The organism is uncultured Nostoc sp., from assembly GCF_964245445.1.
Taxonomy (GTDB): Bacteria; Cyanobacteriota; Cyanobacteriia; order Cyanobacteriales; family Nostocaceae; genus Nostoc.
In genome coordinates, this window is record NZ_CAXTNE010000101.1 from 1 (window position 1) to 25,055 (window position 25,055).

The following is a 25,055-nucleotide window of genomic DNA, read 5'->3' on the forward strand; positions in this document are numbered from 1 at the left end:
AATGGGGACTGGGGAATGGGGAATAAATTCTTCCCAATAGCCAGTACCTAATTCCCAATCCCCAGTCCCTAATTACATTCCCATAATTTCATATCCTGCATCTACATATAGAATTTGTCCGGTAATGCCGCTAGACAAATCACTACATAAGAAAGCGGCAGCGTTACCCACTTCTAGCTGAGTTACGGTGCGTCGTAGGGGAGCTACTTCTTCTACATGATGAATCATATCCAAAATCCCACCCACTGCTGAAGATGCCAAAGTGCGGATGGGGCCTGCGGAGATGGCATTGATGCGGATATTTTGCGGCCCTAGTTCAGCAGCCAAGTAACGCACACTAATTTCTAAGCCCGCCTTGGCAACTCCCATGACATTATAGTTAGGGATTGCTCTGACACCGCCTAAATACGTGAGGGTGACGATACTACCTCCCTCTGTCATCAAAGGTTTAGCTGCACCAGTTAACTGCACCAGCGAGTAGGTACTAATTTCTAAGGCGGTATTGAAGCCAGAACGAGAGGTTTGACTAAAATCTCCAGTCAAATCATCTTTGCTGGCAAAGGCAAGACAATGGATGAGGATATCTAGCTTTCCCCACTGATCGCGGATTGTCTCAAAGGTAGATTGAATCTGTTCATCATTTTGGACATTACAAGGAAGAAATAAGCTGGGGTTAAGGGGTTCTACCAATTCTGCAACTTTTTTCTCCATCTTGCCGCGTTCATCGGGCAGGTAGGTAATACCCAGGTTTGCTCCGGCTTTATGCAGCTGTTGGGCGATGCCCCAGGCGATCGAGCGGTTATTAGCAATACCTGTAACAAGGGCATTTTTTCCAGTCAGATTTAGCATATAAATTGTTAATGCGATCAATCATCTAGGAGCATACTAGAATCTGAGGCACGTTTTGTCTTTGTTTTATACAGGATTTGCAAAAAGGAATATTGGTAAGAGTGTTTGCTGTGACAAAAATCTTGATTTTTCCTAAAGATATTCCCAAAATAACTTTATTTGTTCTTTAAAAAACCCTTTTTAATACAGCTATTGGAAGTACTTATCAACAATTTGTAGCTGAAAGGATCACCAATTATGTATCATTATAAACAAAGAGTTATGAAGAGATGAGTTTGAGTATAGGAAAGTACAGAAAGGTTGACGGTGCTTTATTCATTTTTCGGGTGTATTCTTAGGTAATCAGTTTTTGTTTTTCCGGCATTGGGTAGGGGAAGGGAGATGATCGTGACACAAGATAAAGCCCTAGCAAATGTATTTCGTCAGATGGCGACCGGGGCGTTTCCGCCAGTTGTGGAAACGTTTGAACGCAATAAAACGATCTTTTTTCCTGGCGATCCTGCCGAACGAGTTTATTTTCTTTTGAAAGGTGCTGTTAAACTTTCCAGGGTGTACGAGGCAGGAGAGGAAATAACGGTAGCGCTGCTGCGGGAAAATAGTGTTTTTGGTGTATTGTCATTGCTGACGGGAAATAAGTCGGATCGGTTTTACCATGCGGTTGCATTTACGCCTGCGGAATTACTGTCAGCACCAATTGAACAAGTAGAGCAAGCACTCAAGGAAAATCCAGAATTATCAATGTTAATGCTTCGAGGTTTGTCTTCGCGCATTTTACAAACAGAGATGATGATTGAAACTCTCGCTCACCGAGATATGGGTTCTAGGTTGGTGAGTTTTTTGCTAATTCTTTGTCGAGATTTTGGGGTTCCTTGTGCAGATGGGATCACAATTGATCTGAAGTTATCTCATCAAGCGATCGCAGAGGCAATTGGTTCAACTCGTGTTACCGTTACTAGGCTACTAGGGGATTTGCGTGAAAAAAAGATGATTTCTATCCACAAAAAGAAAATTACTGTGCACAAACCTGTTACCTTAAGTAGGCAATTCACATAAAATCAATTGGAGAAAGGGGAATCGGCGCGTGTTCTATTTTGAAAAATGACACTAATAGCTAGAGGTAAATCTAAAATTGAGTAATTTCAGCTATTGCCAATTTCCACTTCTTTCCAGACAATGCTTAAAAGTAGTAGGCTGTATCTGGAAGGATTTCGGTAGCTAAAGATGACCACCGGATACATCCTCATCGCAGCAATTTTAATTCTGGGAGGCGTAATTGCAACCGTGGGCGATCGCATCGGCACACGAGTTGGCAAAGCCCGCCTCTCACTTTTTAACCTTCGTCCAAAAAATACTGCTGTACTAGTAACTATTTTTACGGGCGGTTTAATTTCAGCATCAACCTTAGGGATTTTATTCGCTGCCGACGAAGGCTTACGAAAGGGAGTCTTTGAATTAGAAGATATTCAAACAGACCTTAGACAGAAGCGGGAACAGCTAAAAACCGCAGAAACTCAAAAAAGTCAGGTAGAGAGTGAGCTAAACCAAGCAAGAATTGCTCAAGCAAAAGCACAACAAGACTTGCAGCTAATCAATCAATCTTTACAGGCGGCGAATGCCAAACAACGCCAAACACAAGCTCAGTTGAACCGCACCATTAGTCAACAAGCCCAAACTCAAACTCAACTCCAACGCACTCAAGGCCAGCTAGGACAAGTTGTAACTCAATACCAAAAAGCTATAGCTGAATTGCAAAGCGTTTACAATCAAAGAAAGGAGCTACAAGCGGCAGTTGAACTACTGAAGACAGAACGTCAACGACTGTACGCTGAAGCTAAAAAAGCTATTGACGAAGCCAAAACAGCGATTGAAAAACGCGATCGCGAACTTGCTAATCGCCAAGAAGCCATAGAAGTGCGCGATCAAAAAATCTCCCAACTCGATCAATTGATTCAAAAGCGTAATGTAGAAGTTGCAGCGCGAGAGCAAGTGATTGCCACACGGGAATCGCGCCTTAAAGAATTGGAAGCACAACAAGACCAACTAGAACTGGAAGTTGCAAGGCTGGAAAAATATTATCAGTCCTACCGCGACCTGCGTCTAGGTAAGCTGGCCTTAGTTCGCGGTCAAGTTCTCTCTGCTGCTGTAATTCGTGTTACCCAACCTGGTGCTGCTCGTCAAGCAGTGGTACAACTTTTACAAGAAGCCAATCGCAACGCCAACCTCGAATTAAGTGAGCCTGGTGCAAATCCGGCAAATGTAGAGCTATTGCGCGTAACCCAGGATAGGGTTGACCAATTGAGCAAGCCGATTGGCGATGGTCAAGAATACGTGGTGCGAATTTTCTCGGCTGGTAATTACGTCAGAGGAGAAAAGCAGATAGAATTTTTCACCGATACAGCCCGAAATCAATTGGTTTTTTCGGGAGGCGCAGTGCTGGCCACAACGACTGCTGATTCCAAAAGCATGACATCTTATCAATTACAGCAGCGACTGGAAATACTGATTTCTGCTTCCCAATTTCGGGCCCGTAATGCCGGAATTGTCGAAGATGTGCAAGTAGAAGGGACTTTCTTACGCTTTGTCACCCAATTAAGACAATACAATCAACCCTTGGAGATTAAAGCGATCGCAGCAGAGGACACTTATACAGCCGGGCCATTGAGAGTAAAATTAGTGGCAATAGTTAACGGACAAATTATTTTTAGTACTTAAAAAATTATTTGCACACTGTTATTAGTAAGATTTAAACATATCATACAGCAGTCAAAATAGTTGCTGTGATTGCATTTATTCATTTCTAATTCTTAATTTTTAATTTTTAATTTCTTATGACTTTCCCTGAATTTTCACCAACGCAACCAGTCATATTAGGGTTTGATCCAGGTCGAGATAAGTGTGGTTTAGCGGTGATGGGACTGGATCGGCAATTGTATTATCATCAGGTCGTCTTAGCAAAAGAGGCGATCGCTACCATTGAGACACTGCGTCAAAAGTTTCCGATCTCTTTGATGGTGATGGGCGACCAAACTACAGCCAAGGAGTGGAGACAGAAATTATATCAGGAATTGACAGAACCGTTGAGTATTATTTTAGTGGATGAGCGCTACACAACCTTAGAAGCACGCGATCGCTATTGGCAAATGTTCCCGCCCAAAGGGTTAATAAAGCTATTGCCACAGGGTTTGCGACAGCCACCAAGACCGATAGATGACATTGTTGCCATCCTCTTAATCGAAAGATACTTAAATCGCCTCACTGAATCAGCAGTCAGTCAATTTTAGATTTTAGATTTTTTCTGCAATCCAAAATCAAAAATCCAAAATTGAATGGCTCCTAACTTTTAAAGTTCCGCCCGAATAGTAAAAGCATAATCTCCTCCAGGCTCTAGCTGATAATCTTGTTGCTCCAAAAATCGACCAAGGGGTTCTTTGATCAAGGCGCGGCCTTGGGAAGGCTTGACGGCAAGTTCTCCCCGGCGAAAATGCCACTGGAAATGCCACTCAAACTCACCTGCACTCACTTCACCCTCAAGGAAGCCGTGTTGCCAGGATTGGCGGGTGATTCTGACATGGGCAATGGTTTCTGGCAGTCGTCTTTTAGCACTCACAATGCTTTATGTCAAATGTAGAATAGCAGCCGATCATGTAGGCTTCTTATTTTATTTACCAAAATAGCTTAAATAGATAAACTGACAAAGTGAGTATTTGTAGTTGAGCAAGAATTATACTTATCGAGGATGCTGTAAAATTTCGTAAAAACTGACTCAAACTTACTTAATCTCGGCGTTCCTTGTCTGTATAGCAATCCTAAGTCATTCGTGATAAACAAAATCCCCAATTTTATCGGCTAAAGTCAGCGATCTGTAACTTTCGTCTATGAATACACTGGTAAGTAGTGCGGGTAATTTTTATTAAGATTTTAGGAATGAGTGTATCCTAGAAACTGTATATCTGATACTCCTTTCATCAGTATATTGTGGGTTAATTGGAATTTCCTTGAAGAATTTAACTACAATTACAGCCCGATAAAGCTTGGAGTATTTAAATTGCTTTTCTTGGATATCAAAACTCATAATATTCTCTAGTGGATGTTCGATAACTTGGTTGACACGCAAACTTTTACGTTCGATAAATACCTTATTGATACTTTTATAAAAGGTACAGGTAGTTACAGGAGATGTTGCAAAAAAAGCAGCGATTGCCATTACAATCAATATAAATATATTAAAAAAAAATAGATAATCGCGCTGATTTTGCTGCACTAATAGGGAAGTTTGCCCAGAATTGATAAAATCGTTGATTTTATCGGTAATTTCTTGATTCTCTTGATATAACATGTGATAGCAGGGCAAAGTCTCGTAATGGAGCCACAATAATCACTTGATAGGTTTTTCCCCCTTTGCTACTAGTCTTTGTAAGAATGTATGCTTCTTGAGGATCAAATATTCTGAGTTTTTCCATGCTCCCCAGTAAATTAAACCGTCTCAATTCACAATTAATTTGATTTGGGGAGAAGCGATCGCAAGTTATTCTAACTGAAGCAGACTCAAAAAATAAGCAGTAAATCAAAAAGGTTAAACAGATACTAAAAAGGCACCACCCGATGAACCAATATCTCAGTGGTTGATGCTTTAGCTGTAATCTAGTACGCGTTTCCTCTACAATTTTCATCAGTGTTTGTGTATAGAATACTTAACCCTTGAGTAGAGTATTCCCTTGGTAATCGATTCACTTATCACCAAGTCTAAGTACTAGGGAGGATTTATGATGAATTGCTAAACAAGCTTTGGCTAGCTGGTAGATAATTGGGGCAGAAAGCTAGAACTAGAAGCATGGAAACCAAACAGCTAGGAAAAACTGGTATCTTTGTGAGTGCGATCGGTTTGGGTGGTATGCCCATGTCAATCTCTAATCGCCCTCCCGAATCGGAATCAATCCAAGTTATTCATCGGGCCTTGGATCTGGGTATCACATTTATTGACACTGCCGACTCTTACTGCAAAGATGAGTCAGATAAGCACCACAACGAGCGGCTAATTCACAAGGCACTTACTAGTTACCAAGGCGATGTTAGCCAAGTAATTGTGGCAACGAAGGGCGGTTTGATGCGTCCCAATGGTAACTGGACAAGCAACGGGAACCCAGAACATTTACGCGAAACAATTCGAATTAGCTTTGAGGCGTTGGGTGGTGCTAAACCCATTGATGTTTGGCAATACCATTCGCCCGATTCTAAGTACACAATCGAAGAATCCCTTGCGCCAGTTAAAGAAGCAGTGGAGGCAGGTTTGATTCGATTTGTAGGAGTTTCTAACTTTTCGGTTGAACAAATTAAACGGGCGCGGGATGTAGTGGATATTGTCTCAGTGCAGAATCAATACAGCCCTTGGCTACGACAGCCAGAAAATGATGGCGTATTGAAGTATTGCGAACAACAAGGATTGACGTTTTTGCCTTGGAGTCCCTTTGGTGGTAGGCGTCGCCATCAGGATTTACAAGATATCCCTGCGATCGCTAACTTAGCTAAAGAAAAAGGCGTGTCAGTATATAATATCGTTCTGGCGTGGTTGCGTTCCAAGTCACCCGCTATTTTGCCAATTCCTGGTGCTAGCAAGGTTTCTAGCATTGAAGACTCAGCACAAGCTATCAATGTGAAACTATCTGATGAAGAAGTGCAAAAAATTGATCGCGCAACTTAATCATTCCAAGCGATTCTCACTTCGGTGTAATACAGTTTAAACCTCATCCTCAACCCTGATGTATCGAGATGTTTAATCTCATCCAATACTTTAGGGTTGAATATATAGCAAGCGACTGGGGACTGGGTGAAAAGTCTTTTTGTGTCTAAGTTTTATCATCTGTTGATGTCCTAACCACCAAGGCTTTTGCTATATATTGAGGAAAAGCGATCGCTTCTACATTGACTCCAACGGCGGAACCTCGAAGTCATTAAACGAGCAAACATTGTAAGACGAAGCGGCTAAAGCCTTTACCAGCTTGCCATCAAGAGTCAGCAAAGTAGCACCTTCCTGCTGTGAAAGTGCGACATAAGAGCCATCATAGGCGGAAATTCCATAATTTAATGCGATCGCAACTGCATCCGCCATCAAATCAGCCGTGGAGACAACACGCAACGGAAAAGCTTTGAGGGTGGCCAAATCTGTCTGAACCTCAGCAGCAGTGTACATCCTTGCACGGACGTACTTCAATAAGGCGTTAGCACACTCAATATAAAAGAGGTCTGGAACAGATATTTCCGTCTGTGGATTGGCAAAATGGTCGAAAAGCTGATTAACTTTGGCAGTTAGCGGATCAGCGATAAAATACTTGATACACACACTGGTATCTAACACGCATCTTAGAGGGGTAGTCATCTGTCGCGGTCTTCTCGAATCAGTTCAGTACTATCAGGTAATCCGAAATCTGCTGGATTCACACGGCGACGCTGGCGACTTTCTTCTAGGACTTTAAGTACATTCTGGCGTTTTTGGTCTTCTATTTGCTGTGCTTCAGTCTTTAAAGCTTGTTCTAACAGAGTTATAACTTGGGCGTTAATGGAACGGTGTTCAGATGCTGCTAACTCTTGCAGCTTTGCATACAAATCATCGGGTAAATTTCTTACATAAAGGGTAGCCATCGCTTTACCTCAAAGTAGAATTTATTATTATGCTAGCACGATGCAAGCAATGGGAGAGAAGAGCGATCGTCAGGCGATTTTGTACGCAATTGGCGGCAGGTGGTGGCATCACTGCACGTTGAAGTCGGAAGTTATGTCAACGACAACTCAATTAAGGGTTAAAGATCAATCGGGAGAGCTAGTGATCGCACACTGTGGTTGCACTGCTTTTTGCATTGATGAACGTTGCAATTTCCGTTGCACCGATTAGCGAAGTAAAAATATTCACAAACCAAACACTTGTGCTTGACTTCGCAATTTGCTAAGATTATCTCAAGCCTTATTATTAAGGTTTTCAATTTTTGTAGGTCAACACAATCAGGAGATGAAGCTCATGTATTTTATCAACAATAAAGGAAAACCCTATATATGCGGATTATTACAGAAACCAGACTTAATAAAGCTTGTGAAAAGCACCCCGATGCTGAACCTAGCATACGAGCCTGGAAGAAGCTTGTAAAAGTGCAAGATTGGAATAGTTTTACTGATGTCAAAGGTACTTCTGTTTTTGCGCCTGATCAAGTAAAAAACTTCGTCATTTTTGATATTGGAGGGAATAAATATAGGCTAATAACCTGTATTAACTATAAAATCAAAGTTATATATATTCGTGAGTTTCTGACTCATGCAGAATACGATAGAGACAAATGGAAGAATGACGAATGGTTTGATAGCTAGCAATAATTATAAGCTATCAATTAGGTAAAACTAAGATTGGTGTATTACCAATCTTAGTCCTAATAATTAAGCAACTAATTCTCTAATGAAGAAATGTTATATCATCACACCAGTTACACAGAATTACTTACATATTTCCCCCCACGCCCCATAAAACATGAAGAAGATTTAGAAAAAACTCAAGCAGTTATCGATAGTCTACTTGATAAAGGGGAACTAACGGAGTCAGAAGAAGACTATTTGAATTTACTGGGAATTTTGATTTACGAATACGAATCAAAACAGGATTTGGTTCCAGATATTTATGGAGTAGAACTTCTCAAAGTTTTAATTGCAGAATTGAATCTTAAACAAAAGGATTTAGTTCCTATTTTTAAAACAGAGTCAATTGTTTCTGATGTACTTAAAGGCAAACGTAAATTAACGGTGGAACACATTCAAAAGCTTGCAGACTTTTTCAATCTTTCAGCTGCTGTATTCTTCCCAGAGAATCCATTAGACAGAGATTTGTTAGAACTAGCTTAGTTTAATACCCAAGCATCTACCAGAAAGATGGATAGTTATATTAAAAAGAAAAAATATTGGAAAATGAAAAGCCACTAGTCTGAATGTGCTAGGGGTTTTTTATTAGCTTCAATGTATTAGAAAAAAACTTTTTACTGAAAGTTTCCCGTCAAACAACTAATGATAAATGATTGGAACCTTGCAACTACCGATTAATACCTCGGAGTTTTTTAAAGATTTTTTACCTGGTTTTATTGCAACTGTTTTGGGTATACCTATTGCCCTTCCATTTGCACTTTGGACAAATAGCTTAATTGTTGCCCAAACTGAAAAAGCAAAACAAAAAGAAGAAGCGGCTAGTCTTTTTCGTTCATTTACAGCAATCAAGGAGGCGCTTACTTTCAACAGCCTGCATTTTGGAATTATGTTACAGACATTCAAAGACAATAGAATACCCTTAGACAATCATGTTGATTCTTCAACCTGGGATGCAGTTAAGGGCGATGTAGTCGAGTATCTAGATGATCCTTCTCCAAAACGACGGATTGCTTATCACTTCTCTCGCATGAAAGAATTACATCGGCTCCAAACGCTATATATAGAAAACACAGTTGGAACTACAGCCTCTTTATGGCAGGAACCACCATTAAAGCAGGATCTTAGTGAATATCTGCTAGAAATGATTGCAAAACTTCTTAAAGAAGCTCAACTTTTGTCAGAAGCCATAGATTTAGAACAAGCAAAAATTTTGAGAAAGTATCGTCTACCTACAGATCCAGGATGAGCAATAATCATTATGTTAAGCGGTCTACTGTGCTGTGTCAGTTCGCTTCAAAGGCATCAATTGCCTTACCAGCCGTTGACTGCCTCCCAATTTTAAACTTTTTGAGTGTGTGATCGCGTTTTTGGTGCATCGCTTTCGCATTGATTGGCATTACAATTTTCGTTGCACTTGGGCCGCAATCGCACTTTTACTTATTTCAGTTCGCATAGTCAAATTGTGCCAGTTTTTAGATGACAAACCAGGAGTAGCACGAACCCTTGCTCAACAGTTATTAAGGTTAGGAACATCGATTGGAGCTAATGTAGAAGAAGCACAAGCTGCTCAAAGCAAAGCAGATTTTATCAGCAAGCTTATGATTGCACTCAAAGAATCCCGTGAAACTCGGTATTGGTTAAGATTGCTTGTTGCCTCCGAAATAGTACCTCAAGAAAGAATTAGTCAACTCCAAACCGAAGCCGAAGAACTAACAAAAATTCTTAGTGCCATCATTATCTCCACTAAAGGCCCCACCTAACCTCATCCCCCTCAATTTTTAATTTTTAATTTTTAATTTTTAATTCCTAAACGGAGAGGGGGAGATTCGAACTCCCGGAGGTTTTAGCCTCATCCGATTTCAAGTCGGACGCAATCGACCACTCTGCCACCTCTCCAGTAAATCTGTCAAACTTGTGCATACCCTACTTTCAGACCTTATTCAGGCGCTTTTGTTGGTTAGCACTAAAGCTGACAGATAATACTATATCGTATCATCTACGCAGATTGCACTACTGGATGCGAGTATCTACGACACAATACGCGATCGCTCATACAAAATTTCCTCTGAAGCGACTTGAAAGTCATTCCCCACCCAAATTAGGGAAACTTGCGAAACCACACCCGCCTCTAGGGTGACAATGGAAAAATTACGCAACTTTTCGCTGTCATTTTCCACAATCCTGGGCACGCTTGCCGCATTTAAGTAAATTGTCCCCTCTGGACTTCTAAAGATGGGCTTGCGCTGCACCTTCTTGGTATGACGTAAATCTCGGTGCATGTGACCAAATGTCACCAGAGGAATAGTTTTCCCAGCAGTCAAGGCTTGAGAAATCGCCTCGCCAAAATCTGGATCGCCAAAGTCGCCGCCAATTGGATGCCAGTCTTTGCCGCAGGGGTCTTCGGGGCGATCGCCTAACCCACTGGGGCCATTGTGACCCAAAAATATAATTGTCTCGTAAGCGGCGCTTTTAACTGCTTTCACGATGCGATCGGCGGATTCTTCCAAACTCGCCACACCGTAACGTTCTTTACAGATTTCCGCGAATTTCCACTCTGGGCCACCCCAGGTAAAGGGACGACCCCCCACTACAGTTAAATTCCAAGCGGGAAAATCCAACTTACCGTAACCGACATGGGACGGGCCTAATAAATCGAGCTGTTCCTGTACCCAGTCTTCCTTAGAGCGGTCATAAGGAGCCTTTTTGCGTCCCCATTCGGTGGCGGTGTACCAAGCATCGTGGTTGCCCATCACGGCTGCTTTGGGAATATCGAGAGAAGCGATCACTCTGACCACTTCCACTGACTCATTGCCAAAATCCCCAACAAACAGCACTAAGTCAACACCCAAATGCTTGAGTGCAACGCCATCTTCCACTTCCCATTGGTCGTGAATATCTCCAACTACAGCAATTTTGAGGTTTATCGATTGAGTTTTCTGACTGGTCATGCCACTTTCCTTGCCGTCTATCTCCAGGATATGAAACTCAGCCCGATTTGGACACAACCCCAAAATATCAACCGTCCACTATTTTTGGTAAAAACTACTATAATTGATTCCACAGGACATAAATTTGCAACTTAAAGCACCCCCTAACTGTGTTTACCACTGCACTAGCTCAACGAGAAAACACCCAACTGGGTGAACTACCACTAGATTTGTTTGCCGCCATTGAGAGTCTCAAAAAAGAACTTAACGCCGTTATCCTGGCGCATTATTATCAAGAGCCAGATATTCAGGATATTGCAGACTTTATTGGGGATTCATTACAACTAGCAAAAGCCGCAGAAAAAACTAATGCGGATGCGATCGTCTTTGCTGGTGTTCACTTCATGGCAGAAACAGCAAAGATACTTAATCCCGATAAATTAGTACTTTTACCAGATTTGGATGCTGGTTGTTCCTTAGCAGATAGTTGTCCACCAGAGGCGTTTGCAGCTTTTAAAGCAGCACATCCGAATCATTTGGTGGTGTCTTACATCAACTGTTCTGCTGATATCAAGGCGATGAGCGATATTATTTGCACCAGTTCCAATGCTGTGAAAATTGTGCAGCAGATACCGAAAGAACAGCCGATTATTTTTGCCCCGGATCGGAATTTGGGTCGGTATGTAATGGAACAGACGGGACGAGATTTGGTGCTATGGCAAGGTAGCTGTGTTGTCCATGAAACCTTCTCAGAAAAGAAAATTGTCCAGTTAAAAATTGCCCATCCCGAAGCAGAGGCGATCGCACACCCAGAATGTGAAAGTAGTGTATTGCGCCACGCCAGCTTTATTGGCTCTACAGCCGCTTTACTCAAATATTGTCAAAACAGCCCCACTAAAGAATTTATCGTTGCTACGGAGCCGGGAATCATTCACCAAATGCAAAAACTAGCTCCTGACAAGCACTTCATTCCTGCCCCACCGATGAATAACTGCGCTTGTAACGAATGTCCGTTTATGCGGTTAAACACCCTAGAAAAGCTTTACTGGGCAATGAAAAATCGTACTCCCGAAATTACCATGTCAGAGGATATTCGCCTTGCTGCACTGCGACCAATGCAACGAATGCTGGAGATGAGTGTGTAACTAGTATTTTTTATATATTATGTAGAGACGCAACAAAACCGCGTCTCTACCCAGAAGTTATTTTTTCTAACCACTTGCAATTTCTAAAAGATGATGCTAAGATTTTAAATCGTGAGACAAATTGGGTCGGTGTCCGAGTGGTTAATGGAGACGGACTGTAAATCCGTTGGCTAGCGCCTACGCTGGTTCAAATCCAGCCCGGCCCACCACTTACGAAGTTATAGGTTATAATGACTGGGTTAAGAGCAAAGCTCCCAGCATTGTAACTTACAACTAAAAAACCAGAGTTATATTTCGCCCGTGTGGCTCAGTGGTAGAGCACACCCTTGGTAAGGGTGAGGTCACGAGTTCAATCCTCGTCACGGGCTTTTTAAATCATAGAAGAACAATGATTTCGTGCAAGTTGCATAAATTGGTTGTACTCCACCAGTACCGCGTTGCGTCAGTCTAGTTGCATAAAACTTGCATAAAAGAATTATTTATCACAATAGACAAATTTATAAGATATTTGTATTAAAGAATTATTTTTGTGGATTCATCACCACGTAGATAAAAAGTCCTGCTATGGCTGCCTCTAATGCTTCTATTTTCATAGGACTTACGCAACTGGCACAAGTGATGGCGCGGCAACGCCGCGGTGAGAGCAGCTTGATATATCTATCATCAAAACTTAAAAATAAGTATGTTAAGTAAAATGATTTACATTGAAATAGAATTTTTGGTTAAGAGAATAATTACTCTAAACTGAGAGTTAAGTTCTAAGTATGCTATAACTGTCAGATTTTTTTAAATTCTACTAACTAAATTAAATAAAGTAGAGTATTCGTAGTACTAAAGCTGTAAGTACACTAATTTAACTAACTTATATTACATTAATAAAAATTCGTCATCGGTTGTTAACTGTCGTTCTATCTTTCTATAAGCTTTCTTCACCCAATAGCCTCTAGGTGGCTTTTCTATCCCGTAAGCTTTACACCACTTTTCTACAGCCTTGTCAGACACGCCAAAATCTCTACAAATTTGTGCAGTTGGCTTTTCCCAAACTAGTTTTTCTAGTTCTTCTTTTGACGGTCTTTCTACTTTTCTGGTGTGAATTCTAGAGTCTGGGTTAACCATTCTGGTTGTTAAATCAACGCCAAACTCCTTGTAGGTTCGCTTAGATGCTGCTTCAGTAAAGTCTGTAAAATCCTCCCACCAGTAAAACGGTGTAGCTGAATTAGGTATCTAAGTAGTAATGTAGCAACCATTAAAGTTAATTGACGGATAAACAACTTTATCTATGTCAGGCAGATAAACAGCATAAAAGTCAAAGTCATTTACTTTATACTTCTTCTGATGAGTACCATTTTTATCTACCCAAATAGTTTTATTGACTACTCTATTATCTCCTGCATATTTAGCTTGTATTTTGTAAAATTTATCGTCTTTGTAGACAACAAGGTCAAAAGGTAAATGCTCACAAACAAGTGGTGTGAGAATCAAGTATCCTTTAAGTGTTAAATCGGCGTAGACGCCCAAGCGGCTTGTCGTCAGACATCGCTTTCGTAGCAGCAATATCGCCCTTGTTTTTAGTATGATGCAGCAAGAACGAACCCTCAATCGATTAAATCATCATATCAGTTCACCGTGCTTAAGGGTTCATATTGAGTTAAAACGAGCGCGGCAGGGTTCGAACCTGCGACCGATTGCTTAGAAGGCAATTGCTCTATCCACTGAGCTACGCGCCCAAAACAAAATAATGGCTCCCAAAGGAGTCATCTACACTATTATATCGTCTTCACCTACCAACAAGCAATCGAAAATTGCAGATTTACCACTAGCAAGGCTAAGATGCAAGTCGCTAGTTAGTTAATCTACACCGAAAACGAAACAGATGGGGTATTGGTTTAGATATATTGAGTTGTCAATAGGTTATTTGCCTGTTAACGCCACCGTCCTCTGGGCGGCTACCTTCGGGAAGGATCTGGCGATCGCTAGGCTCATTTCCACAGTATGCTAGGTAATTTCAGCCTTGGCGATGCTGCCAAATGCCATTATATATTCCATATTAAGAGTGCCCCTGTGAGGAGTTATTTGCTAGTGCCATGTTTATTCTCAAACGGCAGGATGTTGAAATCTCAAGCATTCAGCACCCAAAAAAGGATCAGCAGGTGCCGATTCTCAGTTATCAAGGGCAGACTTTTCGCTTAATTAGCGTATTCAAAGCTAGTCAAGAAGAAGAAGCTAGAGCCTTATGGAGAGAATTAACGGATAACCGAGGTAAAGCCTGTGTTTTGCTGGAGGAACCAGAACGCTTTAGTGTTTGGGGTAAAATCCGTTTAGAGCAACTGGATAGTGACACAGGTGGTCATGGCAAAACTGCGATTTTAATCCAAGCCAGTATTTTGCTGTTGCAAGGTGTTTCTATCGACATTGAAGAGTTTTTAGGTGCTAGGCAAGCTGCATTATTTGAAAAAGATATTGCGGAGGTGTTCAAGCAGAAACAATTTCCTCAAGCATCTTCCCTAGAAGCGGTTAAATATTTGGTATCTACTAATCCTTTGCCGACAGCCAAAATACCTGATTGGCAAGAAAATCATGTAGTTATCCTCTTACAAGAACTGCATCGATTAGGAAAGGGCTATTTTGGCAACGCTAATTTTACCAAACAAGTGATTTATAAGCTAGAAGATATGCCAGAAGCCGAGCGATCACTGTTTATCACTTGGCTAAATCAATCGCCACTGGGTAAACTATGGCAGTAACAAAATTCCTGCTACTGGCACTTGCTTTTAGTATCCGATTGTGCATTACTTAGCAGATACACTGCTAGATATACAGTCCTTTAACTCAAAATACTGCCAGAGAGCATCTACATAGTCAAGTTTTATGAATAACTCTTACGAGAATTCGTTCCTTTCTAAATCCATTTTCAACACTCAGAACATTGTCTTAGCTAATATTGGCTGGGCCGTACTGGCACTGCTATACTTTTTGTTGTTTAGTGCCAAAGTTCCCGGAGCAGATGGCATAGAAAGCCGCGCCGAGTGGTATGTGATTGGCACAAATATTTTTGAAGCTTTCGCTTATTTGGCTGCCGGTATCTTATGCTTGAGGAACTGGCTGAGTCCGCAAATCGTCAGTGGTCGAAATGTTTGGCTCTTGATTGGCTTAGGTATGCTTTCCTATTTCGTCGGGGGGATAATTTTCGGCTATACGGAAATAGTTTTAAAAGATGAACCGGATGTGTCTGTAGGCGATATATTTTTTGTACTGACTTATCTATTACTTGGCGCAGGCATGACTTTAGCTGTGGCTTCCAGGCGAATTAATCTGGAAAAATGGCAGTGGCTAATTGTGTTAGCAATTGCAGTGTTCGGTAGTTTGTTGGCATGGTGGATTTCTATGCAACAGGAAAAACCCACAGAACTGCTAGTCGCTATTTTGAATTGGTTTTATGTAGTTAGCGATGTGGTTCTGTTAATTATTGCTACCACTCTGCTGTTAGCCTTTTGGGGGGGAAGAGTTTCCCAGTCTTGGCGAATGATTGCAGCCGCGGCCTTTTCGCTTTACATTGCAGATATGTGGTTTAAATATGCCCAAGGCCCCAATTATCAAAGTGGAGAGATATTAGAAGTGTTTTGGGTGTTTAGTGGAGTGTTATTTGGTTTGGGCGCTGTCTTAGAATATGACGCATCACTAAGACGAACGCGCCGTACCAGTGGACGAAAACGAGCTTAGTAAAGATTTTTGGTATCTACCGTGAGAAAACTAACAGACTCTGACAAGCAAGAAATTCTTAAGTTATATCGAGAGACTGCCGAAACAACCTCAACTTTGGCAGATCGCTATGGTGTGAGTAATTCGACAATTAGTCGCCTGCTCAAAAGCACCTTGCCAGAAGATGAGTATGAATACTTAGTCTCCTTAAAGCGGGCTGCGAGAACTCCTGAGGGTAGGGCGCAGGTAAGCTACGAGCAATTACCTCTGCTGACTCAACCAGAGCCGGAGATAGAAGTTCCACCCATCGAAAGCCCACCAGTGGAAGTACCAAAGGTTGAGCCACTACCACGTCGCGTAATTCATGTAGAGGAGCAACTTTACTCAGAGGAAACGGCGGAGTCACTCGCTGCTAGTAGACGGTTGCGGCGACGCCCCTCGGCGACGGAAAAACCCAAGCTCCGAGTCACAGAGAAATTAGAAACTCCAGAGCCAAAGCTGCCGGAAATAGTCAGCATTCCCATTCCACCGCTAAAGAATGAACATCCAGGAGCAGCCGTCATCGCGCAGATGCTGGGTGAAGATTTGCTCGACGAATCGGAGGATTTGGACGATTTAGATGATGATGATTTAGAAGATGATGATTTTGAGGAAGAAGACTTTGATGACGATGACCTGGATGATCAAAGACCTTTAGTCACAAAACGTAGACCAGGTGAAGCATCAGTTCAAGTTTTACCTCTGTCAATAGCCAATTTGCCGAAAACTTGCTATTTGGTGATTGACCGTTCTTCGGAATTAATTACCCGTCCTCTCAAAGACTTTGGTGACTTGGGGCAAATTCCCAGCCTGGAAACCCAGCAAAGAACTCTGCCGGTGTTTGATAACCATCGTGTAGCCAAGCGCTTTTCTACTAAACGCGATCGCGTGATTAAAGTTCCTGATAGTAAAATGCTTCATAAGGCTCGTACTCATTTGCAAGCTAAGGGCATCACACGACTGCTGATTGATGGTCAGGTCTATTCTTTGTCTGCGACGGTTTAGAGGTCATGGAGACACCTGCTGGCTATGGTGTGGTATTGGTGACATCTGGCAACATGCAAGAGGCAGAAGCAATTGCAAATGCCCTTGTGAAAGCTAAACTCGCTGCTTGTGTGAGTCTGTTACCAATCCACTCAATTTACATTTGGCAAGGGGAACTGCATAAAGAGCAAGAATGGCAATTACTGATTAAAACTGATTTGGCGCAATTTCCGGCAATGGAAGCCAAAATTAAAGAATTGCACTCCTATGAAGTGCCAGAAATTATTGCCTTACCAATTGTTGCCGGTTCTCAAGCCTACTTGCAATGGATTTCTCAGCAAGTTAAAAGTAAAGAGTGAGGAGTTAGGATTTTCATAACTCTTTACTCTCAACTACTAACTCTAAGCGTAAACAGCTGCTTCAAAACGAGTTGCCAAGTTAATAATGTCCTGGTTACGAGCAATTTGGTTCATCCATTGTTGAGGAATATTTTCCACCCCGTAGTAAATTCCCGCTAACCCACCAGTAACAGCAGCAGTAGTATCGGTATCTCCGCCTAAGTTGACAGCTTTCAACACCGCTTCAGAATAAGACGAACTATTTAACAAACACCACAAGGATGACTCTAAGGTATCAATCACATAGCCACCAGAATTAATTTCTTCCACTGGCAACTTAGCAATCTCACCACTGAAAACTCTGCTAAAATGCGGCTTCTCTAACAAAAATTCTTGGACAGAATAAATTGGTTGAATATCTTGCAATCCTTGTAAATAAGCTATTTGAGGATCAGCCCCTTCCAAAAGTGCCACTGCAATACTAATATAAATGCCACAAGCCATTTGAGAACGGAGATGAGCGTGGGTAATGGAAGAAACTTGGTGTACCCGTGCAATCAATTCATCTAGAGTTAAACTTTTGTGAAAATAAGCCATCGGCAAGATTCTCATCAACGAACCATTGCCATTACTATTTTCACTAGTACCACCTGCTTTTAGGGGTGGAGTTCCTTGTTTCCAGTTCACAATTGCTAAAAATGTGGTGTTACCGATATCAAATACTTCCCCTTGAGGAGTCCAGTAACTTTCGTGATACCAACGCCAGAAGGAATTAGCAATCGCATCCAGTGAAAATCCCTTACAAAGACATTCTGCCAAGCAAAAGGTCAGCGAACTGTCATCTGACCACGTACCAGCAGGAACATCCCAAGTTCCATAACCCAGCATAGATATCACTGGAGATTTTACTCGTTCAGCGCGGCTGGTAAACTCCACTGGCACACCCAACGCATCACCAACACATAAACCCATCAAACCAGACAACGTTTTTGCAGAGGTTAGCATTGTTCAACCAGCATGAAACTTTTCTACCACTGATTTTACTTGCGAAAAATCGCTTATCAAATGCTTGGTATAATTTTTAATTCCAAACTAACTGTAAACAGCCCTTGCAAAACGCTCTGCTAAGTAAATAATGTCCTGTCTACGAGCAATTTGGTTCATCCATTGTTTAGGAATATTTTCCACCCCGTAGTAAATTCCCGCTAACCCACCAGTAACAGCAGCAGTAGTATCGGTATCTCCGCCTAAGTTGACAGCTTTCAACACCGCCTCAGAATAAGACGAGCTATTTAACAAACACCACAGGGATGATTCTAAGGTATCAATCACATAGCCACCAGAATTAATTTCTTCTACTGGTATCTTGGCAATCTCACCACTCAAAACTCTGCCAAAATGGGGCTTTTCTAACAAAAATTCTCGGACAGAATAAATTGTTTGGATATCTTGCAATCCTTGTAAATAAGCTGTTTGCGGGTCAGCCCCTTCTAAAAGCGCCACTGCAATACTAATATAAATGCCGCAGGCCATTTGCGATCGCGCATGAGCATGAGTAATCGCCGAAACATCATGCACCCGCGCCAGCAATTCGCCTAAAGTTAAGTTTCTATGACAATAAGCCATCGGCAAGATTCTCATTAAAGAACCATTGCCATTACTATTTTCAACCTTCCCACCCGCTTGATGGGGAACAACTCCCTGTTTCAGGCGCATAATAGCTGTGTGGGTAGTTTGACCAATATCAAAGACATCGCCACGGGGAGTCCAGTAAGCCTCCTTGTACCAGCGCCAGAAGGAATTAGCTATAGCATCCAACGAATACCCCCTACAAAGGCATTCTGCCAAGCAAAAGCTTAATGAACTATCATCTGACCAAGTTCCTAGTGGTTGATTCCATGTGCCATAACCCTGCATCGTTGTCACTGGAGATTTTACTCTTTCAGCGCGGCTAGTAAACTCCACCGGCACACCCAACGCATCACCGACACATAAACCCATCAAACCAGACAACGTTTTTGTAGCGGTTAGCATTATTCAATCTCCACAAGAATTGCTCAAAATTAACTTTATAGATTCCCTCTATAGCTTGTTGCAACGGATGCTACAGCATACTTTTCATCATCTATGAAAAGCTCGGCAAAAATTGTTAATCGAGTATTTTATTTACCATCTCTCAACTTAGTTTTAGTTCCAAATATTGTGCCAGTTTTCAAAGCGTCTATTTTTGGAACAAAGAACCTAGATAAAAAGACATTGAATGTAATTATAACAGCTTATTTATGATTTTTACGGATATTTTACCTCGATACATCATGCATCAACAACAACATTAAGTTAATAAAATCTGGGAAACATTTGGAACATTATTACACAACTTTCGACTGGGAATATACAAGTAAAAAATACAAAATTTTGTAAAAATTATGAAACGCTTACTCAAGTCTTTCGTGGCAATTTCTGCATTGTCTTCCTTAATAATTGCTCCTCTTGTTCTATCAGCTGGTCAAGCTTCTGCTGAAACCAAAAAAGGTACTGATGCTAGCTATGTTGGTGCTGGTGTTGCAGCTGGTGTTACTAGCGGCGGACAAGGTATCAACGATGATGCAACATTTGGTGGTAATGTCACAGGTCGCGTGAAATTAGGAACTACACCATTTTCTGCACGCGGTAATGTCCTCTGGAGTGATAAGACAAGTGCCATTATCCCAGAACTTTCTGTGGATGTGCCCATCGCTAATAGAACTAATGCCTATTTAACTGGTGGTTATTCTTTTGTAGAGAAAGATGGCTCACCAACTCCTATAGGTAACAAAGATTCAGTAGTGGTAGGTGCTGGTGTTGAATCAGAAGTTGCTAACAATTTCCTCGTCTACACTAATGCTAAGGTAGGAATTGGTGCTTACCAAAATAGCGATACTCCTGCTGTTAGCATCAATGGTGGTTTAGGCTATCGCTTCAAATAAATGATTATTGAGTCCTCAGTCGCTCTATACTTTACTTAAGTACTCAGGACTCAGCACTGGCTCAACGCCCTGCTATCGCTAACAAAACTCACTACTGAAAAAGCTGGTTTTGTTAAGTGTTACATCACTGACAAAGCCGGCTTTTGCCGTGGTAAAATTAAACTATTCCTCATTATTCCGGCCGGATTACCGGGGATAAAATAGCCGAAGGGTGCTGACTCGGCGTCTACTAATGCTTTATTGAGAATACTATATAACTCTAATGGTTAAATCTGCTCCTTCCCCCATCGCTAGCCGTAAGCCTTCCAAACTCGAAGGAATCAAGGAAAATAGTAATTTTTTGCGTGAACCTGTAGCAACTGAGATCCTTCAAGACACTACCCATTTTACTGAAAATGCGGTGCAGCTTTTGAAGTATCACGGTTCTTATCAGCAGGATAACCGCGACAACCGCACCAAGGGACAGGAAAAAGATTACCAGTTTATGCTGCGGACAAAAAATCCGGGTGGTTTAGTACCGCCGCAGCTGTATCTGGCTTTAGATAAAATAGCTGATGAGTATGGCAACCAAACGTTACGAGCGACTACCCGTCAAGGTTTCCAACTGCACGGAATTTTAAAGAAGAATCTTAAATCAGCAATTGCCACAATTGTCAAGAATTTGGGTACGACTTTGGGAGCTTGCGGCGACATTAACCGCAACGTGATGGCACCACCAGCCCCCTTTAAGAATCGCCCAGAGTATCAGTATGCTTGGGAGTATGCCCAGAATATTGCTGACTTGCTATCAGCGCAGACAGGCGCTTATTACGAAATTTGGTTAGATGGGGAAAAAGCAATTAGTGCTGAAGAGAACCCAGAGGTGAAGGCGGCGCGACAACGCAATGGGAATGGCACAATTATCCATGACAACGAAGAACCGATTTATGGCACGTACTATATGCCCCGCAAGTTCAAAATTTGCGTGACAGTGCCAGGAGATAATTCGGTTGATTTGTATTCTCAAGACCTGACGTTGGTAGTGATTACCAATAAGAAAAAGCAATTAGAAGGATTTAATATTTTTGCTGGTGGTGGTTTAGGTAGAACACACGGTAAAGAGGAAACTTTCGCTAGGTTAGCAGACCCCATCGGTTATGTGGCGAAAGATGACGTTTACGACATTGTGAAAGCGATTGTTGCTACCCAGAGAGATTATGGCGATCGCACTGATCGTCGTCATGCCAGATTAAAATATTTAATCAACGATTGGGGCCTAGATAAATTCCGCACTCAAGTTGAAGAATATTTCGGTAAATCAGTCGAAGCCTTCAAACCACTGCCAGAGTTTAAATATTACGACTTCCTCGGCTGGAATGAACAAGGTGATGGCAAGCTATTCTTAGGAATTTCCATTGACAATGGTCGAATCAAAGATGAAGGCTCGTTTCAACTGAAAACCGCTTTACGGGAAATTGTTGAGCAGTTCAACTTACCCATCCGCTTGACACCCAACCATAACCTGATTTTTTACGATATCGAACCAGATAGCAAGCAAGCGATTCAAGACATTCTCAGCCGTCACGGTGTCGGAGACGATCCTAGTAAAATCGAACCTTTAGTGCGGTATGCAATGGCTTGCCCTGCTTTGCCCACTTGCGGCTTGGCAATCACTGAATCAGAACGGGCAATACCAGGCATTTTGGAGCGGGTTCGCGCCCTTTTGGATAAAGTTGGTTTACAAAACGAGCATTTTGTGGTGAGGATGACAGGATGCCCCAACGGTTGCGCTCGTCCCTACTTAGCAGAATTGGGCTTTGTCGGTAGCGCTCCAGAATCTTACCAATTATGGTTAGGGGGTTCGCCAAATCAGACTCGACTGGCACAACCTTACACAGAGAAGCTGCACCACAATGACTTAGAAATCTTCTTAGAACCAATTTTTGTTTACTTTAAGAAATCTCGGAAATCGAAGGAAAAGTTTGGTGATTTTTGCGATCGCGTTGGTTTTGATGCCATCCGCGAATTTGCTGCTAGCTACGATCCTAACACTGCTAATGGTGCAAGCAAATCACGTCACCGGGTAAATTTGAAAGAAGAGGTTTATAGCAAGTTGAAGGAAGTAGCAGAAAGCCAAGGGAAGCCGATGACTCAATTAGTGACTGAAGCGCTAGAAGCTTATTTCCAGAATCTTTCCTAAGCCGAAAAGTTTAAAATAATAAAACTACAAAAAGACACAGATAAATTAATCTGTGTCTTTCTCACATAAGTCCTTTTTAGTTGCTCTCAGTCCCCTTTTGAGCAGAGAAGGTATTTTTTCTCTCCCCCTGCTTCTCTTCTTCCCCTGCCTCCCCTGCTCTCTTTGGTGACACATCCACAGGAAAACTGAAATATGGTAACAACAGCAAAATTCGCAGAAACTAGGGATGTGCTGCAAAACATAAGCTGGCAGACATTCAAAGCTATGCTGGCAGATATGGGATCTGAGCGAAATAAAAGACTAGCTTATGACAACGGAATAGTAGAAATTATGACTCCGCTAATGCCGCATGAGAATTCAAACCGTCTCATTGAAGGTTTTGTTCTTGTGCTGTGTGAAGAATTTGGTTTAGAAGTTAAAAGCGCTGGCTCGTTGACTATGACGCGGGATGATTTGGAGCAAGGAGCAGAGCCGGACAGTAGTTACTATATCCAAAATGAATTGTTAGTCCGCAACAAAGAAAATATTGACCTGAATACAGACCCACCACCAGACATAGTACTGGAAGTAGAATACTCTAGATCCAAGATAGACAAGTTAAGCCTTTATGCTTCAATGGGAGTCCCAGAATTCTGGCGGTATAACGGAAATGTCTTGAGGATCTACATCCTTAACAGTGGGCAATACTTACAGAGCGATCGCAGTCCAACTTTTGCGCCTGTGCTGGTAACAGAGATTCCCCGATTTATTCAAGAAAGCAAGAAACTTGGACAAATAGCAGCAACTCGTGCTTTCCGTACCTGGGTTAGACAACAGATGTCTACAGCAGGGCAATAATTTATTAAGAAAAATGTCTCAACTGCAAAGAATTGCGATCGCACCCTCCCAATTTCAACAAGGGCAAATTTTACTCACCAAAGAACAACAGCATTATTTGGGGCGTGTGTTGCGCTTGCGTGAAAGCGATCGCTTTATTGCAATGGATGGTAAAGGAAAATGGTGGTTAGCGCAGCTAGCAGGGGAACAAGCACGGGTTTTAGAAGCGCTTTTGGTGGAAACTGAATTACCTGTATCAATTACGCTGATGGTAGCGTTGCCTAAAGGCAATGGATTTGATGAAGTTGTGCGGTGTTGTACAGAGTTAGGAGTAACTTGTATTGCACCAGTATTGAGCGATCGCACTTTGCTTCATCCTAGTCCTCAAAAGCTCGAACGCTGGCGGCGCATCGCTGCGGAAGCCGCCGAGCAATCAGAGCGCTCATTCGTACCGACAATTTTAGAGCCTGTTACTTTTAATACGGGTTTGTCATTAGTCACTAGTCATCCCTTGCGGGAAGGCGTTCGCGTAGCGTCTCGTAGAGAAGCACCTATGTCATTTGTAAACAGTCAGCAATATATCTGTGAAGCGCGTGGTGAGTTTCCCCATTTAAAAGATTGCTTACAGCACAAAGGACAAAGGATAAATGACATAGGACAAGAAACGATTGTCATTGCTACTGGTCCAGAGGGGGGATGGACAACACAAGAAATCGAGAATGCGATCGCATTTGGATTTCAACCTGTTTCCCTTGGTCGCCGCATCCTGAGAGCAGTTACAGCCCCAGTCGTAGCATTATCCTTGATTACCGCAGCTTGTGAAGTATAAATGATTTATAGCTCACGCAAAAGAGATTTTGCGTGAGACATCACTCCAGCGTGTATTTAAAGTAAGTGATGATTGAGCAAGTTGCGATCGCCTTTGAACAGAGAGATTATCAAACAGCTGCTAAATTACTTAAACAGCTGCTAGTAGAATCGCCAGAACATCCTTGGGTACAATTTTATCTTGGTCGGCTGCATGAAATATCTGGAAAGCTCCAGGATGCAGAAAAAGTATATCGGCAACTGCTGCGAGATACGAGGAATAGTAGAATAGTGACCCTCGCACGTCAAGGTTTGCGACGGCTACAAGAAATGGAAGTAGAAGAAAGACAAAGAGCCATTTCTCAAGCAACAGCCGAAGGGAATAACACCGAACTTGGCGTACTAGTTTTAGAGCCACTCAGTAACGAACTTAAAACAGAAGCGTCTCGAAAATTTTCCCAAATTATGCAGCTAGACCCCTACACTGCACGGCTCTTACTGCCAAGTCGTGGCTGGAGGTTGTATCGCACTGGACAAGTGGGAGAACTAAAATTTTACGGGAAACAGTTACAGCAGGCTGGCATTCCTTGCTTTTGGGCAACAATAGCTCAAATTCAGAAAATTCAAGTTTATCAAGTCAAATATTTTCAAGAATCTACCCCAAAAGCTACAGTTGTTTGCCGTAATGAGACAAACCAACTCGGTTCTCTTACTTTTGACTGGTCAGAAGTAACAGCAAGAGTAGTGGGACTGTTACCTATTTTTGAACAAGTTGTAGATGTTGATGCCCACCGGAAACTGGAATGGAAAACTCAAACACAAGACTATGCTCAGTTTTGTGATTTACACATACCTGGTAGGGAGCAACGCGATTTGGTGAGGTAGGATCAAAAACCAGCGATCGCTAAAAA

28 protein-coding genes, 4 tRNA genes and 1 pseudogene are annotated in these 25,055 nt (G+C 42.0%); 21 read left to right on the plus strand and 12 right to left on the minus strand.

Going from position 1 to position 25,055, the window contains the following annotated elements; genetic code table 11:
• Positions 1 to 72 precede the first annotated feature (72 nt).
• Positions 73 to 849 carry an enoyl-ACP reductase FabI gene (gene fabI, locus ACFE90_RS17840; RefSeq protein WP_375502790.1) on the minus strand — a complete coding sequence of 259 codons (777 nt, stop codon included), beginning with the start codon at positions 847 to 849 and terminating at the stop codon, positions 73 to 75.
• Positions 850 to 1,230: 381 nt separating this feature from the next.
• On the opposite strand from fabI, the gene ntcA reads away from it, so the two are divergent.
• The 3 genes from ntcA to ACFE90_RS17855 all read left to right on the plus strand — a co-directional run bounded on the left by ntcA (position 1,231) and on the right by ACFE90_RS17855 (position 4,130).
• Positions 1,231 to 1,902 (plus strand): global nitrogen regulator NtcA, encoded by a 672-nt coding sequence (gene ntcA, locus ACFE90_RS17845; RefSeq protein ID WP_017652326.1) that lies wholly within the window; start codon positions 1,231 to 1,233, stop codon positions 1,900 to 1,902.
• Positions 1,903 to 2,070: 168 nt separating this feature from the next.
• Positions 2,071 to 3,561 carry a DUF3084 domain-containing protein gene (locus tag ACFE90_RS17850; protein ID WP_375502792.1) on the plus strand — a complete coding sequence of 497 codons (1,491 nt, stop codon included), beginning with the start codon at positions 2,071 to 2,073 and terminating at the stop codon, positions 3,559 to 3,561.
• Positions 3,562 to 3,677: 116 nt separating this feature from the next.
• Entirely contained in the window at positions 3,678 to 4,130 is a 453-nt protein-coding gene (locus ACFE90_RS17855; RefSeq protein ID WP_375502794.1) for a pre-16S rRNA-processing nuclease YqgF, read from the plus strand.
• Between the two features lie 59 nt (positions 4,131 to 4,189).
• Here ACFE90_RS17855 and ACFE90_RS17860 read toward each other — a convergent pair whose 3' ends face one another.
• Positions 4,190 to 4,459: a DUF3146 family protein gene (locus ACFE90_RS17860; protein ID WP_372726526.1), complete on the minus strand. Its 270-nt coding sequence runs from the start codon at positions 4,457 to 4,459 to the stop codon at positions 4,190 to 4,192.
• Between the two features lie 300 nt (positions 4,460 to 4,759).
• A complete protein-coding gene (locus tag ACFE90_RS17865) occupies positions 4,760 to 5,185 on the minus strand; it encodes a hypothetical protein (RefSeq protein ID WP_375502796.1) in 426 nt (141 codons plus the stop codon).
• A gap of 495 nt (positions 5,186 to 5,680) precedes the next feature.
• Here ACFE90_RS17865 and ACFE90_RS17870 point away from each other — a divergent pair, with 495 nt between their 5' ends.
• On the plus strand, positions 5,681 to 6,547 hold the full coding sequence (locus tag ACFE90_RS17870) for an aldo/keto reductase (protein ID WP_375502798.1): 867 nt from the start codon (positions 5,681 to 5,683) through the stop codon (positions 6,545 to 6,547).
• A 216-nt stretch (positions 6,548 to 6,763) separates the two neighbouring features.
• Here ACFE90_RS17870 and ACFE90_RS17875 read toward each other — a convergent pair whose 3' ends face one another.
• Positions 6,764 to 7,222, minus strand: coding sequence for a type II toxin-antitoxin system VapC family toxin (locus ACFE90_RS17875; RefSeq protein ID WP_375502800.1), 459 nt, complete (start codon positions 7,220 to 7,222; stop codon positions 6,764 to 6,766).
• Entirely contained in the window at positions 7,219 to 7,485 is a 267-nt protein-coding gene (locus ACFE90_RS17880; RefSeq protein ID WP_190939174.1) for an Arc family DNA-binding protein, read from the minus strand. Before ACFE90_RS17880 ends, ACFE90_RS17875 begins: the two co-directional genes overlap by 4 nt.
• Positions 7,486 to 7,893: 408 nt before the next feature.
• Here ACFE90_RS17880 and ACFE90_RS17885 point away from each other — a divergent pair, with 408 nt between their 5' ends.
• The 4 genes from ACFE90_RS17885 to ACFE90_RS17900 all read left to right on the plus strand — a co-directional run bounded on the left by ACFE90_RS17885 (position 7,894) and on the right by ACFE90_RS17900 (position 10,004).
• Complete coding sequence (locus ACFE90_RS17885; RefSeq protein WP_375502802.1) at positions 7,894 to 8,202, plus strand: type II toxin-antitoxin system HigB family toxin; 309 nt, start codon at positions 7,894 to 7,896, stop codon at positions 8,200 to 8,202.
• Between the two features lie 93 nt (positions 8,203 to 8,295).
• Complete coding sequence (locus ACFE90_RS17890) at positions 8,296 to 8,727, plus strand: type II toxin-antitoxin system HigA family antitoxin (protein WP_375502804.1); 432 nt, start codon at positions 8,296 to 8,298, stop codon at positions 8,725 to 8,727.
• Between the two features lie 166 nt (positions 8,728 to 8,893).
• A complete protein-coding gene (locus ACFE90_RS17895) occupies positions 8,894 to 9,490 on the plus strand; it encodes a hypothetical protein (RefSeq protein WP_375502806.1) in 597 nt (198 codons plus the stop codon).
• Between the two features lie 214 nt (positions 9,491 to 9,704).
• Positions 9,705 to 10,004: a four helix bundle protein gene (locus ACFE90_RS17900; RefSeq protein ID WP_375502808.1), complete on the plus strand. Its 300-nt coding sequence runs from the start codon at positions 9,705 to 9,707 to the stop codon at positions 10,002 to 10,004.
• Between the two features lie 51 nt (positions 10,005 to 10,055).
• Here the strand turns inward: ACFE90_RS17900 and ACFE90_RS17905 are convergent.
• Together ACFE90_RS17905 and ACFE90_RS17910 are read right to left on the minus strand one after the other, a co-directional pair.
• Positions 10,056 to 10,140 (minus strand) — tRNA-Ser (locus ACFE90_RS17905).
• Between the two features lie 131 nt (positions 10,141 to 10,271).
• Positions 10,272 to 11,192 carry a TIGR04168 family protein gene (locus ACFE90_RS17910; RefSeq protein ID WP_375502810.1) on the minus strand — a complete coding sequence of 307 codons (921 nt, stop codon included), beginning with the start codon at positions 11,190 to 11,192 and terminating at the stop codon, positions 10,272 to 10,274.
• Between the two features lie 149 nt (positions 11,193 to 11,341).
• Between ACFE90_RS17910 and nadA the strand changes: the two genes are divergently transcribed.
• The 3 genes from nadA to ACFE90_RS17925 all read left to right on the plus strand — a co-directional run bounded on the left by nadA (position 11,342) and on the right by ACFE90_RS17925 (position 12,684).
• A complete protein-coding gene (gene nadA, locus ACFE90_RS17915; RefSeq protein ID WP_375502812.1) occupies positions 11,342 to 12,316 on the plus strand; it encodes a quinolinate synthase NadA in 975 nt (324 codons plus the stop codon).
• 123 nt (positions 12,317 to 12,439) lie between these two features.
• Positions 12,440 to 12,525: transfer RNA gene (locus ACFE90_RS17920), tRNA-Tyr, on the plus strand.
• Positions 12,526 to 12,612: 87 nt separating this feature from the next.
• A tRNA-Thr gene (locus ACFE90_RS17925) sits at positions 12,613 to 12,684 on the plus strand.
• A gap of 499 nt (positions 12,685 to 13,183) precedes the next feature.
• Here ACFE90_RS17925 and ACFE90_RS17930 read toward each other — a convergent pair.
• The 3 genes from ACFE90_RS17930 to ACFE90_RS17940 all read right to left on the minus strand — a co-directional run bounded on the left by ACFE90_RS17930 (position 13,184) and on the right by ACFE90_RS17940 (position 14,043).
• The gene (locus ACFE90_RS17930) at positions 13,184 to 13,432 is read right to left on the minus strand and encodes a hypothetical protein (protein WP_375502814.1); all 249 of its coding nucleotides are present in this window, start codon (positions 13,430 to 13,432) and stop codon (positions 13,184 to 13,186) included.
• A 108-nt stretch (positions 13,433 to 13,540) separates the two neighbouring features.
• Positions 13,541 to 13,870 (minus strand): group I intron-associated PD-(D/E)XK endonuclease, encoded by a 330-nt coding sequence (locus ACFE90_RS17935; protein WP_375502816.1) that lies wholly within the window; start codon positions 13,868 to 13,870, stop codon positions 13,541 to 13,543.
• 100 nt (positions 13,871 to 13,970) lie between these two features.
• Positions 13,971 to 14,043 (minus strand) — tRNA-Arg (locus ACFE90_RS17940).
• A 146-nt stretch (positions 14,044 to 14,189) separates the two neighbouring features.
• On the opposite strand from ACFE90_RS17940, the gene ACFE90_RS17945 reads away from it, so the two are divergent.
• From ACFE90_RS17945 to cutA, 5 genes are all read left to right on the plus strand, one after another.
• Complete coding sequence (locus ACFE90_RS17945) at positions 14,190 to 14,315, plus strand: hypothetical protein (protein ID WP_375502818.1); 126 nt, start codon at positions 14,190 to 14,192, stop codon at positions 14,313 to 14,315.
• A gap of 85 nt (positions 14,316 to 14,400) precedes the next feature.
• Positions 14,401 to 15,060: an Npun_F0813 family protein gene (locus ACFE90_RS17950; protein ID WP_375502820.1), complete on the plus strand. Its 660-nt coding sequence runs from the start codon at positions 14,401 to 14,403 to the stop codon at positions 15,058 to 15,060.
• Between the two features lie 124 nt (positions 15,061 to 15,184).
• Entirely contained in the window at positions 15,185 to 16,036 is an 852-nt protein-coding gene (locus tag ACFE90_RS17955) for a hypothetical protein (RefSeq protein WP_375502822.1), read from the plus strand.
• Between the two features lie 21 nt (positions 16,037 to 16,057).
• Entirely contained in the window at positions 16,058 to 17,059 is a 1,002-nt protein-coding gene (locus ACFE90_RS17960) for a transposase (protein ID WP_375502824.1), read from the plus strand.
• Between the two features lie 5 nt (positions 17,060 to 17,064).
• On the plus strand, positions 17,065 to 17,397 hold the full coding sequence (gene cutA / locus ACFE90_RS17965; protein WP_375502826.1) for a divalent-cation tolerance protein CutA: 333 nt from the start codon (positions 17,065 to 17,067) through the stop codon (positions 17,395 to 17,397).
• A gap of 42 nt (positions 17,398 to 17,439) precedes the next feature.
• Here cutA and ACFE90_RS17970 read toward each other — a convergent pair whose 3' ends face one another.
• Both ACFE90_RS17970 and ACFE90_RS17975 read right to left on the minus strand, forming a co-directional pair.
• The gene (locus ACFE90_RS17970) at positions 17,440 to 18,381 is read right to left on the minus strand and encodes an ADP-ribosylglycohydrolase family protein (RefSeq protein WP_375502828.1); all 942 of its coding nucleotides are present in this window, start codon (positions 18,379 to 18,381) and stop codon (positions 17,440 to 17,442) included.
• A gap of 87 nt (positions 18,382 to 18,468) precedes the next feature.
• Complete coding sequence (locus tag ACFE90_RS17975; protein WP_375502830.1) at positions 18,469 to 19,410, minus strand: ADP-ribosylglycohydrolase family protein; 942 nt, start codon at positions 19,408 to 19,410, stop codon at positions 18,469 to 18,471.
• Positions 19,411 to 19,802: 392 nt separating this feature from the next.
• On the opposite strand from ACFE90_RS17975, the gene ACFE90_RS17980 reads away from it, so the two are divergent.
• The 5 genes and pseudogenes from ACFE90_RS17980 to ACFE90_RS18000 form a co-directional block, all read left to right on the plus strand.
• Entirely contained in the window at positions 19,803 to 20,342 is a 540-nt protein-coding gene (locus ACFE90_RS17980; RefSeq protein ID WP_375502832.1) for a hypothetical protein, read from the plus strand.
• A 262-nt stretch (positions 20,343 to 20,604) separates the two neighbouring features.
• Entirely contained in the window at positions 20,605 to 22,521 is a 1,917-nt protein-coding gene (sir, locus tag ACFE90_RS17985; RefSeq protein WP_375502834.1) for a sulfite reductase, ferredoxin dependent, read from the plus strand.
• 192 nt (positions 22,522 to 22,713) lie between these two features.
• Complete coding sequence (locus ACFE90_RS17990; protein ID WP_375502836.1) at positions 22,714 to 23,358, plus strand: Uma2 family endonuclease; 645 nt, start codon at positions 22,714 to 22,716, stop codon at positions 23,356 to 23,358.
• A gap of 13 nt (positions 23,359 to 23,371) precedes the next feature.
• A complete protein-coding gene (locus ACFE90_RS17995) occupies positions 23,372 to 24,166 on the plus strand; it encodes a 16S rRNA (uracil(1498)-N(3))-methyltransferase (RefSeq protein WP_375502838.1) in 795 nt (264 codons plus the stop codon).
• 68 nt (positions 24,167 to 24,234) lie between these two features.
• Positions 24,235 to 25,005, plus strand: a pseudogene (locus tag ACFE90_RS18000) (tol-pal system YbgF family protein); the annotation flags it as partial.
• Between the last annotated feature and the right edge of the window lie 50 nt (positions 25,006 to 25,055).